Below are 14,609 nucleotides of genomic sequence, written 5' to 3' on the forward strand. Positions count from 1 at the left end.
CTATTCCCTGTACTTTCTTATCGTGGCCGGTACTCCGGCGACCACCGCATGTGACGGCACGTCCTCGCGCACCACCGCGCCGGCGGCCACCACGGCGCCGTCGCCGATTGTTACGCCGGCCAGGATGATCGAGTTGGCGCCGAGCCAGACATCGCGGCCGATGCGTATCGGCCTGGCATCCACCGGTTGCGAGCGGATGGTCGCGCCGCGGGCGTAGCCGTGCTGGTAGGAGATGATGCGCACGCCGGGTCCGATCAGCGTGTCGTCGCCGATATCGACGCCGCCGGTGCCATTGACGATGCTGAAGTTGTTCACCTCGACGCGGTCGCCCAGGCGCACGCCGCCGTTGCCGCCCTGCACGTAGGCATAGCGGTTCAGCGTCACCTTGTCGCCGAAGCGAACGCCGGGGCTGCGCGAGGCGTCGACCGATGCATCGGCGTGGATCTTGCAGCCGCGGCCGAGTTCGATGCGATCGTAGCCCTTGATGTAGGCGGCGAAGGACACGCGATTGCCGGCGCGCCGTTGCTGCAGCACAAACAGGAAATGCCTCAGGAAGTTCACGTCGGTTCCAGCGGATGCGTTTCGAGCCAGGACAGCAGCACGGCGAAAGTGTACATCAGGCGGACATTGCCCCGTCCCAGCCGTGCCTCGCGCCACAGGGCGGCCAGCGCGCCTGCCGCCAGCCAGGGTGCGCGGGTCGCGGCGGCCGCCACCTGGGCATCGCCCCAGTCGTGCCAGGGGCCGGCGAAGTTGGTGCGCAAGGGCACCGAGAAGCCGTGCTTTTCGCGGTTCCAGACCGCTTCGGGCAGGTGCTTGCGTGCCAGCGCGCGCAGGATGGCCTTGCCGCCGCCGGCATCGAAATGCACGCTCGCGGGGAGCCTGAGCATGCGTTCCTGCAGCGCGTTGGCCAGCAGCGGCACGCGCACTTCGAGGCCGTGCGCCATGCTGGCGCGGTCGGTCTTGGCCAGGCAGTTTTCGGAAAGGTAGGTCCACAGGTCGGCGCGCAGCAGCGCGCCGCGATCGTAGCTGCCGTGGCGCGCCGCGAGATCGCGCCAGAGTTGCAGCGTGGATTCGGGATGCGCCGCGCGCGCGACATCGGGCGCGAGATAGGCGCGCAGGTCCTTGCGGCTGCCCGGGTAGTCGCCCAGTTCGACACGGCGGTAGAGCAGCAGCTCGGCGCCGGCCAGCGCGCGCCGGGTCAGGCTGCCGGGCGCGAGGCCATGCCGCAGCATCATCCGCAATGCGCGCCTGGCGGCGCTGTCCGGGTAGCGGTCGGCGCTGTCGAGAAAGCGCGGGTAGCCGCCGAACAGTTCGTCGCCGCCGTCACCCGAGAGCGCCACGGTGACATGCTTGCGTGTCAGCTTTGAGAGCGCCCAGGTCGGCACATAGGCCGGGTCGGCCAACGGCTGGTCGAGGTCGGCCAGCGCCGCCGCCAGCGCGTCGGCGCCAAGTTGCGGCGCATCGAGCACGTGGTGCTCGGTGCCGTACTTCTCGGCCACGGCGCGCGCGGCCGGGCTCTCGTCGAAGCCGGCCTCGGCGAAGCGCACGCTGAAGGTCCGGATCGGCCGCGCCCCGGCCTGCGCCATGTAATGCACGACCAGGCTGCTGTCGATGCCGCCGGAAAGAAAAGCGCCGAGCGGAACGTCGGCCACCAGCTGGTCCTCGATCGCCTGCGCCAGCAGGGCGTCGGTCTCGGCGACCAGCGCTTCGTGTCGGGGCGCCGCCTCGCCGGCATCGGGGATGGTCCACCACTGGCGCACCGTAGCGTCGGCGCCGACTCTCCAGGTCAGGCAGGCTCCGGGCGGCAGGGCATGGATGCCGCGCACCAGCGTGCGCGGCGCCAGCGGCGTCTGGAATGCGAGGTAATCGCGCAGGCCTTCGGCGTCGAGGCGTTTCGGGAAGGCGGCCAGGGCGAAGAAGGGTTCCAGCGTCGATGCGGCGACGAATCCTTGTCCATGTACGCCCCAGAACAGCGGCTTGATGCCGAGCCGGTCGCGGGCAAGGAAGATGCTGCCGTCGGCGCGGTCGTGGATGGCGAAGGCGAACATGCCGTCGAGCTTTTCCAGCACCGCTTGACCCCAGTGCAGGTAGCCCGCCAGCAGCACCTCGCTGTCGGAGCGCGTGGCGAAGGCGCGGCCGGCCGCTTCGAGTTCGCGGCGCAACTCCGCGAAGTTGTAGATCTCGCCGTTGTAGACCATCGCCAGGCGACCGTCGGTCGTCGTCATCGGCTGGCGCCCGCCGTCGATGTCGATCACGGCGAGCCGCGCGTGGCCAAGCAGGGCGGCGCCGTGGGCCAGGGTCTCGCGGGCGTCGGGACCGCGTGTGCCGAGTGCTCCCAGCGCGGCGTCGAAATCGCGGCGGAAAGCTTCGCCGACCGTGAGCAGGATGCCGCACATCAGAGGCTCTCCCGCGCCAATGTTTCCCAGGCGTCGAGCGCGCGGTCGGCCGCATAGGGCGCCAGCGCCTGCGCGACGGTTGCCGGCGCCGGTTTCGGCGCCGCCAGCGTGGCGCGCATCGCCTGCGCCAGCGCATCGACATCGGCGCAGGGAACCAGTTGCTGCGCCAGTTCGCCGCCGAGGATCTCGCGCGGGCCGGACGGGCAGTCGGTGCTGACCACGCGCGTGCCACAGGCCAGCGCCTCGATCAGCACGTTGGGCAGGCCTTCGTGGTCGGAACACAGCACCAGCAGGTCGGCGCCGGCCATCCACGGGTAGGGGTTGGCCTGAAAGTCGGCGCTGACGACACGGCCTTGCAGGTCGGCTTGTGCGATCAGCGCATCGAGCCGGGGATCGGGCGGCGTCAGCAACACCAGTCGTTGCGTCAATCCGGCGCGCGCGAAAGCGGCCAGCAGCAGATCATGGCGCTTCTGTGCGGCAAAGCGGCCGACGTGCAGGATGTAAGGGTCCGCGGGTCGCGACGGGCAGGGTTCGGCGGCCTGGGCGCGGATCGCGGCGAAGTCGAAGGGATTGCCGATCACGCGCACCGAACCGGCCCCGATGCCGAACTGCGACAGCAGGTCGTCGGCAACGCCCTGCGAGACGGCGACCAGCCGGCACCTGCCATAGAGCCGGCGATAGCGCGCCGCGCGGCGTTCCGCCTTGGCGGCGTGCAGGCGCGCGATCTCGGCCGAAAGCGTGTTGGCGATGCGACAGACGTGGCGCGGCGCGCGCGCCAGTACCGCCACTTCGTCGGCAAAAGGCAGCGTCGATACCAGCAGGTCCTGCCCCCGCGATTTCAGCAGGCGAGCCAGCCGCCAGGCCAGGCGGCGTTTGCCCAGCCAGCCGTGGCCGGCGCGGCTGGCCAGGGCGTGGAAGCGGCAGCCGGCAGGCGGCGGGTAGAGGCCGGCGTCTTCGCAGACGATGAAATCGACCTCGTGGCCGCGCCCGGCCAGTCCGGCGGCTATCTTGGCCAGTGCCTTTTCCGCGCCACCGCCGGCAAGGTTGGTGGTGAACAGGGCGAACTTCATGGCGCCGGATGCTCGGCCAGCGCCTGCTGTACCGCCGTCCAGACGCGGTCCACCGTGATCGCGGCCATGTCCGCCTCGGGTGTGCAGCGGTCGGCCAGCGGATGATCGATGGCATACAGGCAGGGATGGTCGAGCGGGGCCAGCACGCGGCTTGGCGAATAGCCGTGGTAGAGCGCGACCATCGGCCGCCGCAACGCGCCCATCAGGTGCGTCGGCCCGGTGTCGACGCCGACATACAGATCGATCCGGTTCATCAGTGCCGCGGTTTCGCGCAGGCTCAAGCGGCCGGCGCACAGCGTGGCCGAGTCGCCGAGTTCCGCCGCGAGGGCCGTGGTGCGTGCCTTCTCCAGTTCGCCGCCGAAGATCAGGAAGCGGGCGCCGGGCCAGCGCGCGCGGATGCGCCGGCAAAGTTCGCTGAAGTGGCCGGGCGGCCAGTCACGGTAAGCCTTGGTCGGAAAGCTCGCCACCTGGAGGCCGAGCAGCGGGTGACAAGCGTCGATGCCGTGCTCCGCCAGGAAACCTGCCGCCCATTGCTCTTCGCCGGCGGTAACGCAATAGCTCAGCGCCCTCCCGGCCGGCGCGGCGCCGACGGCCGCCGGCAGCAGCAACTGGATGTCGACCGCGTGGGTGGTCTGCAGCGCCGGATGCTCGACGGCCCGGTACAGGCGCCGGTTGAGTGCCTCGTCGGGCTGGCGGAAGGCCACGACGCGGCGCGCCACGCGCAGCGCATACTCGACCAGCGGCGCATCGAAGTTGCAGACGAAGGCGAGGTCGTAGCGCTTGCCAGCGAATGGATTCCCGATGCGGCCCATGAAACGCGCGCGCTGCTTCTCGATGCCGCCGGTGCGGCGCACGAACGGAAGGTGGCGCACGACTTCCTCGCGCTTGGGATGCGCCAGCAAATCGATCCGCGCCTGCGGCCAGCGGGCGGCGACGGCGCGCACCGCCGGTGTCACCAGCAGCGTGTCGCCGATGCGCGAGACATTGATGTAGAGGATGTCGCGCGGCGCCGGCAGGCCGGTTTCAGTCGCGGCGGACGAACTCATAGAGGTAGTCCGGGAACGAGAATTCGACCGGTTCCAGACGCCAGCCGATCAGGCGCTTGAGCAGCAACGCCACGGGTGAAAAGCGCTTGACCAGGTGGTAGGCCGCGAGTGCGATGCCGGCACGGCGGGCCAGTTCCATGGCCAGCGTCGGCGTGATCCAGGCGACATGGTCGAGGTTGACCACCATCACGCCGTCGCGCTTGAACTGGCGAAAAAACTTGCGCGAGAAGGGATTGGGGGTGGTCACGAACAGGCGCCCTCCCGGGGCCAGGTGGCGCGCGGCGAATTTCAGCAACAGCACCGCGTTGTCGACATGTTCGACGACGTCGCCGATGAAAACGAGGTCGAAACGTTCGCCGAGGTCGGCCTCCGAGGTGGCGTCGACGCAGCGCACGTTGAAGCCGCGGGTGTTGAGTTCTGCCACCAGCGGTTCCAGGATGTCGATGCCCACGCAATAGGCCGCCGCCCTGTGGATGCGGCCGTGGCGCCAATCCGGCAGGTCGAAGTAGCGCGCGCTGTGGGACACGACGCCGATGTCGAGCACGCGTTTGCCACGCACCAGGCCTTCGATGTGGCCGAGCAGGTCGTTGCCGGTATGCACGGTTTGCGCGGTCTTCAGCCAGGTGCGCACGGCGGCCTTGGCCTCGCGGTTGTTGGGATCGTCGGAGACCGTGGTCCAGTCGAGGGGCGTCGTCATGATGATCGGGCCTGGCGGAAGATGGTTTCCATGCGATCAAGCATGGTGTCCCGGGAAAAGTCGGCGCTGGCGACACGGCGCGCGTGGTCGCCCAAGTGTGCCGCAAGCGCTGGATTGTCGAGCAATCGGTTGATGGCGGCGGCCAGCGCGGTGGCATCCTTTGGCGGTACTACCAGTGCCGTCTCGCCGTCGCTCACGGCTTCGAGGATTGATCCTACCGGCGTGGTGACGATGGGCAGGGCGCATAGCATGGCTTGCAGGATGGCCTGCGGCACGCCCTCGTTGGCGTAGGACGGCAGGCAGAACACGTCCATCGCCTGCAGCCAGTGCTCGGGGTCCGTGCGTTGTCCGGCCAGCGTGACGCGATCGCCGAGGCCGAGCGCGGCGATCTTGTCCATGATCGGCCCTCGCATCGGGCCTTCGCCGACGATCACGAGCTGAAGATCCGGCCGCTGCAATTGTGCGAACGCATCGAGCAGGTAGAGATGGCCTTTCCAGCTGCGCAGGGTGGCGACGATGCCGACATGGGTCTTGCTTTGGTCGAGCCCCAGCACCGTCTTGGCGGCGGCCTTGTCGGCTGGGGCGAAGCGCTCGGTGTCGATGCCGGTCGGCACCGAGGTGATGCGCTCCGGGTCGAGGTCGAGGGTGTCGAGCAGGTGCCGGCGCAGGCTCTCGCCGGTGGTCGCCACCGCGCGTGCCTGACGATAGAGCCAGCGGTTGGCGAAATTGCCCGCGACCGGCGCCGAGATATGGCGGGTACGGACGATCGACGGCGGCGCCTGCAGCGTGGCGCAGGCCAGCGCCACCAGCCAGGAGTCGGCCGAGCTGTGGGTGTTCACCACGTCGGGGCGGGCCGCGGCGAGATGGCGGCGCAGCGCGCGCAAGCCGGCGATCGTCTTGAATTCGATGGGAAGGACCGTCACCGGCACGCCGAAGCGCGCTGCCTCGGCGGCCATGCGAGCGTGGGCCGGGCAGGCAACGCTGACCTCATGGCCGCGCTGGATCAGGCCGCGCGATTCTTCGAGGATGCGGATCTCCTGTCCGCCCCAGCCACAGGAGGCCTCGGTGTGAAGGATTTTCACAACGAGGGCTCCTCGTAACAACTCCAGGCCTCGGTGTGAAGGATTTTCAAGCGGCCTCCGCAAATTGCAGCCGGTAGAGGCTGGCATAGACGCCACCAGCCGCCAGCAACTCGGCATGGCTGCCGACCTCGGCAATGCGCCCCTGCGCCAGCACGACAATTCTATCGGCATGTTCGACTGTGGACAGGCGGTGCGCGATGACCAATGTTGTACGTCCGCGCATGAGGGCTTCGAGCGCTTCCTGCACGGCGCGCTCCGATTCGCTATCGAGTGCCGAGGTGGCTTCGTCGAGGATCAGGATCGGTGCGTCCTTGAGGATGGCGCGGGCGATGGCGATGCGCTGGCGCTGGCCACCGGAGAGGCGCGATCCGTTCTCGCCGATCACGGTGTCGAAGCCCTGGGGCATGGCTTCGATGAACTTCAGCGCATGGGCAGCGCGTGCGGCAGCCTCGATCTCGCCGCGAGTCGCATCGCGCTTGCCGCCGTAGGCGATGTTGGCGGTGACCGTGTCGTCGAACAGGAAAACATCCTGGCCGACATGGGCGATGTTGGCGCGCAGGGATTGCAGCGTCAGGGTTTCGATGTCCTGGCCGTCGATGCGGATTCGGCCGCTGCCGGCGTGATAGAAGCGCGGCACGAGATTGACCAGCGAAGTCTTGCCGCCGCCCGAGGGGCCGACCAGGGCCACGGTTTCGCCGGGACGGATGCTGAGGTCGATGCCGGACAGCGCGTCGCGATCGGCGCTGGCGTAACGCAGGCCGACACCGGCGAACTCGATTTCGCCGCGCGCCTTGTCCTTACCGCCCAGGCTTACCGTGCCCTGATCGACTTCCGCGGCTTCGTCGAGCATGCGGAACACGCTCTCGGCGGCGGCCAGGCCGCGCTGCAGCGGTGCGTTGATGTCGGCCAGGTGCTTGAGAGGCGCCAGCAGCAGGAGCATCGCTGTGATGAAGGAGACGAAGCCGCCCACGGTGGTTTCGTTGCCGGCCGATTGCTGCAGGGCGACCCAGACCACGATGGCCAGTCCGACCGAGGCGAAGATCTGCGTGATCGGCGCCACGGCGGCGGCGGCGATCGCCTGGCGCATGCCGTAGCCGCGCAGGGCGTTGTTCACTTTGAAGAAGCGCGCCGTGGCGTGTTCCTCGCCGCCGAAGATCTTGACCACCTTATGGCCGCGGATCGATTCGTGCAATACCTGGTTCATCTGCGCCATGCCTTCCTGCGAAGCCAGCGAGAGCCGTCGCAGGCGCTTGGAAAAGGCGCGCACCACCAGTGCCGTGAGCGGGATCACGGCGAGGCTGATCAGGGTCAGCTTCCAGTTGAGCCACAGCAGCCAGCCGACCAGGCCGAGCACCGAAAGCGTGTCGCGGATCAGCACGGTCAGCGTCGAGGTTGCCGCCGCCGCGACGCCATTCACGTCATAGGCGATGCGCGTGGCCGGAATCGAGGAGGCGTGGGCGTCGAAGTAGCTTGCCGGCAGCCGCATCAAGCGTTCGAACATGAGTTGGCGCAGGTCGGTGATGACCTTGTTCGAGACCCAGGACATGCCGTAGCCGGCGAGGAAGCCGGCCACCCCGCGCAGCACGAAGATGCCGACGATGGCCAGTGGCAGCCAGGCCAGCCAGCCCTGCTCGCCCTGGCCGAAGCCCTTGTCCAGCAGCGGCTTCATCAGCGCCGGGAACAGCGGCTCGGTGGCCGCCGCCAGCGCTGTGGCCGCCAGGGTCAGGGCGAAACCCTTCCAGTGCGGGCGCACGTGGGAGAGCAGACGGAGGTACAACTCGCGACTTCCGGTCATGATACGACCCTCCCCCCAGCCCCCTCGCCAAGCGAGGGGGTGACTGCGGTTCGCCGCGGTGCGGCTCCGGGTATTGGCTGGCGCCCCTTCGGGCGGCCGTGCGGGGCGCTCATGGCTTCATCCCCGGCAGGGTCCACGGCGTCCAGCCGCTGATCGCCGTCATGCCGTCGGCAATATCGAAGGGCTGCGCCGTGGTGCAGGCGATGAATCCCGGGATCGCAGAATCGCCATAAAACTCACGCAGCCGGCGCAGGCCGCGCAGGTCGTGACTGTCCGGCCGCTCCTTGTACTTGCATTCGATGCCGAACAGGCGCTGCTGCCACTCCACCAGCAGGTCGACTTCGTGGCCGCCGGAATCGCGCCAGTACCAGAGCGTCGCCTCCGGATGTTGCCAGTGCCGCCAGCGCAGCCATTGGCCGACGACATGGTTCTCCCACAGCGCGCCGCCGACATGCTCGGGTGGTGGCGCGTCGTCGGTCAGGCCCATGAGGAAGGCGGCCAGCCCGGTGTCGGTGAAATACAGCTTGGGCGACTTCACCAGGCGCTTGCCCAGCGAGCGGTGGTAGGGCTCCAGCAGCAGGATCTGGTTCGAGGCCTGCAAGGCACCGATCCATTCACGCGCCGTCGTGGCGGAGATGCCGACGTCGCGGCCGAGGTCGGACATGTTGAGGGTCTGGGCGCAGCGCGCGGCGCAGGCGCGCAGGAAGCGCTCGAAATCGCGCAGGCTGCCGACGCGCAGGATGTTGCGCACATCGCGTTCGAGGTAGGTCGCCAGGTAGCCCTGGTACCAGCGCTCGCGCGAAACGCCGGCGTCGCTCCACAGTCCGGGATAGCCGCCGCGCAACCAGAAGCGTCCCCAGGTACCATCCTTGGCAGCCGGCGAGGCCAGCCATTCGGCGCCCGACAAGCCGAGGAAGGGAATCACCGCCGCGCGGCCCGCCAGGCTGTCGGAGATCTCCTGCATCAGCGCGTAGTTCTGCGAGCCGGTGAGCAGGAACAGTCCCTTTTCATTGCGGTGCGCGTCGACATAGGCCTTGATGTGGCGGAACAGCGCCGGCGCGTACTGCACCTCGTCGATGATGACGGGCGGCGGGAAGCGTTGCAGGAACTCGGCCGGTCGCGTCTCGGCCATTTCCGCCTGGCTCGCGGTGTCGAGCGAGACGTAGCGGAACTCGGGAAAATCATGCTCCAGCAGCGAGGTCTTGCCCACCTGGCGCGGCCCGACCAGCGCCACCACCGGGAAGCTGGCGGTCAGCTTGCGCAGTTCGTCGGCGAGCGTCCTCTTGATCCACATTTTGCAATTTTAAGGTGGCGGCGCGAAATTGCAAAGCCGGCGGCGCAAAATCAATGCGCCGCGTCCCAGTTGGCGCCGACGCCCACTTCCACCAGCAGCGGCACCTTGAGCCGGGCCACGCCGCCCATCAGCCTGGGCAGCGCCTCGCGCAGTTGATCGAGCTCTTCCGCGGGAACTTCCAGCACCAGTTCGTCATGCACCTGCAGCATCAGCAGCGATTTCAGCCCTTGCGCATCGAGCCAGCCCTGCACCGCCAGCATGGCGCGCTTGATCAGGTCGGCCGCCGTGCCCTGCATCGGCGCGTTGATGGCGGCGCGTTCGGCGCCCTGGCGGCGACCGGCGTTGGACGAGCGTATCTCGGGCAGCCACAGGCGACGGCCGAACACGGTTTCGACGTAGCCCTTCTCGCGCGCCACGGCGCGTGTCTCTTCCATGTAGCGGGCGACGCCGGGATAACGCGCGAAGTAGCGGTCCATGTAGGCCTGCGCCGCCGTGCGGTCGACGCCGATCTGTTTCGCCAGGCCGAAGGCGCTCATGCCATAGATCAGGCCGAAGTTGATCGCCTTGGCGGCGCGACGCTGCTCGCTGCTGACCTCGATCGGCGTCAGGCCGAAGACTTCGCCGGCGGTGGCGCGATGCACGTCCTCGCCTTGGGCGAAGGCTTCGAGCAGGCGCGGGTCGTCGGACAGGTGGGCCATGATGCGCAGCTCGATCTGCGAATAGTCGGCGCTGACGATACGGCGATTTGCCGGCGCGATGAAGGCCGAGCGGATGCGCCGGCCTTCCGCGGTGCGGATCGGGATGTTCTGCAGGTTGGGGTCGGTCGAGGCCAGCCGCCCGGTGACCGCCGTGGCCTGGCCGAAGCTGGTATGCACGCGGCCGGTGGCCGGGTTGATCATTTTCGGCAGCTTGTCGGTGTAGGTGTTCTTCAGCTTGGCGAAGCTGCGGTGTTCGAGGATCTTCTTCGGCAGCGGATAGTCCTCGGCCAGTTTCTCCAGCACTTCCTCATCGGTCGAGGGTGCGCCCGATGGCGTCTTCTTCACCACCGGCAGACCCTGCTGGTTGAAAAGTATTTCGGCGAGCTGCTTGGGCGAGGCGAGGTTGAAGGGCTGGCCGGCGAGTTGCTGCGCCTCGGCTTCGATGGCCATGATCTTGCGCCCGAGCTCGTCGCTCTGCTGCGCCAGCGTCGCCGCGTCGATCAGCACGCCGTGGCGTTCCATGCGGAACAGCACTTCGGCCACCGGCAGTTCCAGGTCGCGGTAGAGCGCTTCCAGCTCCGGCGCGGCGGCGAGCTGCGGGCGCAGCACCTGGTGCACGCGCAGCGTGACATCGGCATCCTCCGCCGCGTACTCGGCGGCGCGCCCGACATCGACCTGGGCGAATGAAATGCGGCTGGCGCCCTTGCCGGTCACCGCGTCGTAGCTGATCGTCGACAGGCCGCAGTGGCGCGCCGCCAGCGCACCCAGGTCGTGGGCCTTGTCGGACTCCAGCACATAGGATTGCAGCAAGGTGTCCTCGACGATGCCGCGCAATGTCACATCGTGGTTGGCAAATACGTGGCGGTCATACTTGAGGTGCTGGCCGAGCTTGGCGTGGCGCGACGACTCCAGCCAGGGACGCAGCCGCTCCAGCGTTTCCGTCAGCGGTAGCTGCTCCGGCGCGCCGGCATAGTGGTGGCCCAGCGGCAGATAGGCGACCGGGCCGCCCGCGATGGCGAAGGAGATGCCTACCAGCCGCGACTGCATCGGGTCAAGGTCGGTGGTTTCAGTATCGAGTGACACCAGCGTTGCCGCGTCGAGGCGCGCCAGCCAGTCCTGCAACGCCGAGTCGTCGAGGATGCACTGGTAGCCGCTGCGGTCGGGTTCGGTCATCGCCGCCAGCGGGACTGCGCTAACCGCCGTCTCGCCAGCGCCGACTTTCGGCCTCGGCGCGGGCGCCTCGCCCTTCAGTTCGCGCAACCAGCCCTTGAATTCGAGGCGGGCGTAGAGTTCTTCGAGCTTCGCCGTGTCCGGCGCTTGCGGGGCCAGCTCGGTCGCCTGCAGGGGCAGCGGCAATTCGCAGGCGATGGTGACCAGCTTGACGCCCAGGGGCAGGAAGCCGAGGTGTTGGCGCAGGTTCTCGCCGACCGCGCCGCCGATCTCGCCGGCATGGGCGACGATGGCATCGAGCGAACCCCAGGCGTCCAGCCATTTCACGGCGGTCTTCGGCCCCACTTTGGGCACGCCCGGCACGTTGTCCACGCTGTCGCCAATCAAGGCGAGGTAATCGACGATGCGCTCTGGCGGCACGCCGAACTTGGCCTTGACGCCGGCGATGTCGAGCTTCTCGCCGTTCATGGTATTCACCAGCGTGACGTGCTGGTTCACCAGTTGGGCGAGATCCTTGTCGCCGGTGGAGATCACGCAATCGATCCCGGCCTGTGCCGCCTGCCGCGCCAGCGTGCCGATGACGTCGTCGGCCTCGACACCGGACTCCATCAGCAGCGGCCAGCCGGCGGCGCGGATGCATTCGTGCAGCGGCTCGATCTGCGCCACCAGGTCATCGGGCATCGGCGGGCGGTGGGCCTTGTAGTCCGGGTACCAGTCGTCGCGGAAGGTCTTGCCCTTGGCGTCGAACACCACCGCGCGAAAATCTGCCTTATAGTCGGCTTCAAGCACGCGCAGCATCGACAGCACGCCGCGTATCGCCCCGGTCGGCTGGCCGCCGGAGTTGCGCAGGTCCGGCAGCGCGTGGAAGGCGCGGTAGAGGTAGGACGAACCGTCGACGAGCAGCAGCGTGGGCATGGAGGTGATGCTGAATGAATGAGAAGGACAAACTGCCGAAGGTCCTGGCGCGCGGCGCCCGCAGCGCCGAAGCCGCTGCGCCGACGACACCGGCGACCAGCGCGCGCGAAGCCTGGCGGGTGTTCGGCATTATGGCAGAGTTCGTCGAGGCGACCGAGCGCCTGGCGGCCGTGCGGCCCGCCGTGTCGATCTTCGGCAGCGCACGCCTCGATCCCGATTCGAACTACTACCAGCTCACCGAGAAAATTGCCCGCCTGTTGTCCGATGCCGGCTTCGCCGTGGTCTCTGGCGGCGGACCGGGCGTCATGGAAGCGGCCAACAAGGGCGCCTTCGAAGGCAAGAGCATGTCGATCGGCCTCAACATCCAGCTGCCGCACGAGCAGCAGGCCAACCACTACCAGGACATCTCGCAAAGCTTCCGCCATTTCTTCGCCCGCAAGTACATGTTCGTCAAGGTCGCCGCCGCCTACGTGGTGATGCCCGGCGGCTTCGGTACGCTCGACGAGCTGCTCGAAGCGCTGACCCTGATCCAGACCGGGAAAACCCCGCGCATCCCGCTGATCCTGGTCGGCAGCGAGTTCTGGGCAGGGATGCTGGACTGGTTCCGCGAGCGGCTGGTGGGCGAAGGCATGATAAATCCCGAGGACATCGACCTGTTGCAGGTCATCGACGAACCGGAAGCGGTGGTGGCGGCGATCTTCGACCACTACGAGTCGCGCGGCTTCGGACCGCTGCCCGAAGAGCACGAATTGCTGCTGAACCTTTGATAAACTTGCTTCAGGCTTCGTTGGCGCGGGATTCCCGCCGCGCGGGCCGTTTTCCCGAGGATCTGCCATGCGCCGCACCATCGTCCTGTTGCTTTCCGCCCTTGCGCTGAATGTCGCCGCGCAGACCCAGCCGCCGAAACTGGAGCCGATTCCCGAGCCGCCCCCGCCGCCGCCCGGGTCGCTCAACGAAGCGCTGGAACCGCAGGTCACCATCACCCGTCGCGGCGAGGACAAGGTCGAGGAGTTCCGCATCAGCGGCAAGCTCTACATGATGAAGGTAACGCCCTCGCATGGCGTGCCCTACTACCTGCTCGACCACTCCGGCAACGGTCAGTGGGTGCGCCAGGATTCGAAGGATGCCGGCCTGCGCGTGCCGATGTGGGTGATCGGCACGTTCTGAGCGTTCCCGCAGACGCCGCCTGTCCCGGGCTCGCGTCGGGATACGTTTCCAGCGCCGTGACGCCGGCACCGTCCCCGAGGGATACCGTTGCACACGACATTCGACATCGCCCGCTACGGCCAGGTTTTCACCCCGCCTGAGATCGTCGCGCGCATGCTCTCGCTGCGTCGCAACCATGGTCGCGCGCTTGATCCCGCTTGCGGCGACGGCGCCTTTTCGAACCGCATTCCCGGCTGCGTGGCGATCGAAATGGATCCCGCCCACTGCCCGCCCGGCGCCTTCAACCTCGATTTCTTCGCCTATCCGGAAACCGAGAAGTTCGCCACAATCATCGGCAATCCGCCCTATGTGAAGGCGCGTGACATCCTGCCGGAGACCGCGCTGCGCCTGGCCTCCAGCCTGCTCGATGGCCATGCCAACCTTTACCTGCATTTCATCGAGAAGTGCGTGCGCCACCTCGCGCCGGGCGGCGAACTGATCCTCATCACGCCGCGCGATTTCCTCAAGGCCACCGGCGCCGGGCGGCTCAACACCTGGCTCAGCGACCAGGGAACCATCACCGATTTCGAGGACCTCGGCGACGCCAGGATATTCGCCGGCGCCACTCCCAACTGCGCCATCTGGCGCTTCGAGAAAGGCAACGCCAGCCATCGCCTGACAGATGGCCGGCGCATGGCCTTGTCCGGCGGACAGCTGATGTTCACGCGCGGCATCTACAGCCTGCCTTTGGCCAGCGTGTTCGCCGTCAGGGTCGGTGCGGTCTCCGGCGCCGACGAGATTTTCAGCAACCCGGAATTCGCCAATGCCGATTTCGTCTGCTCGAAGACCGCGCAAAGCGGCGAAACGCGACGCATGATCTGGCGCGACCGCGAAGGTCCCATCGACTGGCTGGAGCAGCACAAGGAACGCCTGCTGGCACGGCGCGTCACCCGTTTCGACGAGAACAACTGGTGGAAGTGGGGCCGTCGCCATTTCGTATCCGACGCGCCGCGCGTCTACGTCAATGGCAAGACGCGAAATGCGCGGCCTTTTTTCCTGCATCCCTGCACCAACTATGACGGAGCGGTGATCGCGCTGTTCCCGCACCGGAAAAATCTTGGCGCGGCTGAACTGCGGCGCCTGGCGGAAATGCTCAACGACGTCGACTGGAGCGAGCTCGGCTTCGTCTGCGACGGCCGCTTCCTCTTTGCCCAGCGCAGCCTGGAACAGGCCCTGCTGCCCGAGGCCTTCGCCGAATTCGCGGTCAGCGGCCTGGTGTAAGATCGCCGAAAAAAACCGC

The 14,609-nt window shown here is 67.8% G+C and carries 12 protein-coding genes; 3 read left to right on the forward strand and 9 right to left on the reverse strand.

Annotation, left to right across the window (positions count from 1 at the left end):
- From J0M27_RS11115 to polA, 9 genes are all read right to left on the reverse strand, one after another.
- The gene (locus J0M27_RS11115) at positions 1–561 is read right to left on the reverse strand and encodes a DapH/DapD/GlmU-related protein (RefSeq protein WP_294991296.1); all 561 of its coding nucleotides are present in this window, start codon (positions 559–561) and stop codon (positions 1–3) included.
- Complete coding sequence (gene asnB / locus J0M27_RS11120; protein ID WP_294991299.1) at positions 558–2,396, reverse strand: asparagine synthase (glutamine-hydrolyzing); 1,839 nt, start codon at positions 2,394–2,396, stop codon at positions 558–560. Before asnB ends, J0M27_RS11115 begins: the two co-directional genes overlap by 4 nt.
- Entirely contained in the window at positions 2,396–3,466 is a 1,071-nt protein-coding gene (locus J0M27_RS11125) for a glycosyltransferase (RefSeq protein ID WP_294991301.1), read from the reverse strand. The genes asnB and J0M27_RS11125 overlap by 1 nt, the downstream gene beginning before the upstream one ends.
- On the reverse strand, positions 3,463–4,512 hold the full coding sequence (locus J0M27_RS11130) for a glycosyltransferase family 9 protein (RefSeq protein ID WP_294991304.1): 1,050 nt from the start codon (positions 4,510–4,512) through the stop codon (positions 3,463–3,465). The genes J0M27_RS11125 and J0M27_RS11130 overlap by 4 nt, the downstream gene beginning before the upstream one ends.
- Positions 4,490–5,209 carry a methyltransferase domain-containing protein gene (locus tag J0M27_RS11135; protein ID WP_294991306.1) on the reverse strand — a complete coding sequence of 240 codons (720 nt, stop codon included), beginning with the start codon at positions 5,207–5,209 and terminating at the stop codon, positions 4,490–4,492. Before J0M27_RS11135 ends, J0M27_RS11130 begins: the two co-directional genes overlap by 23 nt.
- Complete coding sequence (locus J0M27_RS11140; RefSeq protein WP_294991309.1) at positions 5,206–6,291, reverse strand: glycosyltransferase family 4 protein; 1,086 nt, start codon at positions 6,289–6,291, stop codon at positions 5,206–5,208. The genes J0M27_RS11135 and J0M27_RS11140 overlap by 4 nt, the downstream gene beginning before the upstream one ends.
- 46 nt (positions 6,292–6,337) lie before the next feature.
- Positions 6,338–8,086 carry a lipid A export permease/ATP-binding protein MsbA gene (gene msbA, locus J0M27_RS11145; protein ID WP_294991311.1) on the reverse strand — a complete coding sequence of 583 codons (1,749 nt, stop codon included), beginning with the start codon at positions 8,084–8,086 and terminating at the stop codon, positions 6,338–6,340.
- A gap of 109 nt (positions 8,087–8,195) precedes the next feature.
- The gene (locus tag J0M27_RS11150) at positions 8,196–9,380 is read right to left on the reverse strand and encodes an ATP-binding protein (RefSeq protein WP_294991314.1); all 1,185 of its coding nucleotides are present in this window, start codon (positions 9,378–9,380) and stop codon (positions 8,196–8,198) included.
- A gap of 50 nt (positions 9,381–9,430) precedes the next feature.
- Positions 9,431–12,163, reverse strand: a complete 2,733-nt coding sequence (polA, locus tag J0M27_RS11155; RefSeq protein WP_294991316.1) for a DNA polymerase I — start codon at positions 12,161–12,163, stop codon at positions 9,431–9,433.
- Positions 12,164–12,177: 14 nt separating this feature from the next.
- Here polA and J0M27_RS11160 point away from each other — a divergent pair, with 14 nt between their 5' ends.
- From J0M27_RS11160 to J0M27_RS11170, 3 genes are all read left to right on the forward strand, one after another.
- A complete protein-coding gene (locus tag J0M27_RS11160) occupies positions 12,178–12,930 on the forward strand; it encodes a TIGR00730 family Rossman fold protein (RefSeq protein ID WP_294991319.1) in 753 nt (250 codons plus the stop codon).
- Between the two features lie 67 nt (positions 12,931–12,997).
- Positions 12,998–13,330 carry a DUF2782 domain-containing protein gene (locus tag J0M27_RS11165; RefSeq protein WP_294991322.1) on the forward strand — a complete coding sequence of 111 codons (333 nt, stop codon included), beginning with the start codon at positions 12,998–13,000 and terminating at the stop codon, positions 13,328–13,330.
- Positions 13,331–13,417: 87 nt separating this feature from the next.
- Entirely contained in the window at positions 13,418–14,590 is a 1,173-nt protein-coding gene (locus tag J0M27_RS11170) for a class I SAM-dependent methyltransferase (RefSeq protein ID WP_294991324.1), read from the forward strand.
- The last annotated feature ends 19 nt before the right edge of the window (positions 14,591–14,609 follow it).

This window comes from Sulfuritalea sp., assembly GCF_017302275.1.
In the GTDB taxonomy this organism is placed as follows: domain Bacteria; phylum Pseudomonadota; class Gammaproteobacteria; order Burkholderiales; family Rhodocyclaceae; genus Sulfuritalea.

What these genes read in the sequence shown, in the direction of transcription:
- polA (WP_294991316.1), bottom strand. Translation starts at nt 12,163, where the DNA reads ATGCCCACGCTGCTGCTCGTCGACGGTTCGTCCTACCTCTACCGCGCC.
- asnB (WP_294991299.1), bottom strand. Translation starts at nt 2,396, where the DNA reads ATGTGCGGCATCCTGCTCACGGTCGGCGAAGCTTTCCGCCGCGATTTC.
- J0M27_RS11165 (WP_294991322.1), top strand. Translation starts at nt 12,998, where the DNA reads ATGCGCCGCACCATCGTCCTGTTGCTTTCCGCCCTTGCGCTGAATGTC.
- msbA (WP_294991311.1), bottom strand. Translation starts at nt 8,086, where the DNA reads ATGACCGGAAGTCGCGAGTTGTACCTCCGTCTGCTCTCCCACGTGCGC.
- J0M27_RS11125 (WP_294991301.1), bottom strand. Translation starts at nt 3,466, where the DNA reads ATGAAGTTCGCCCTGTTCACCACCAACCTTGCCGGCGGTGGCGCGGAA.
- J0M27_RS11130 (WP_294991304.1), bottom strand. Translation starts at nt 4,512, where the DNA reads ATGAGTTCGTCCGCCGCGACTGAAACCGGCCTGCCGGCGCCGCGCGAC.
- J0M27_RS11150 (WP_294991314.1), bottom strand. Translation starts at nt 9,380, where the DNA reads ATGTGGATCAAGAGGACGCTCGCCGACGAACTGCGCAAGCTGACCGCC.
- J0M27_RS11160 (WP_294991319.1), top strand. Translation starts at nt 12,178, where the DNA reads ATGAATGAGAAGGACAAACTGCCGAAGGTCCTGGCGCGCGGCGCCCGC.
- J0M27_RS11135 (WP_294991306.1), bottom strand. Translation starts at nt 5,209, where the DNA reads ATGACGACGCCCCTCGACTGGACCACGGTCTCCGACGATCCCAACAAC.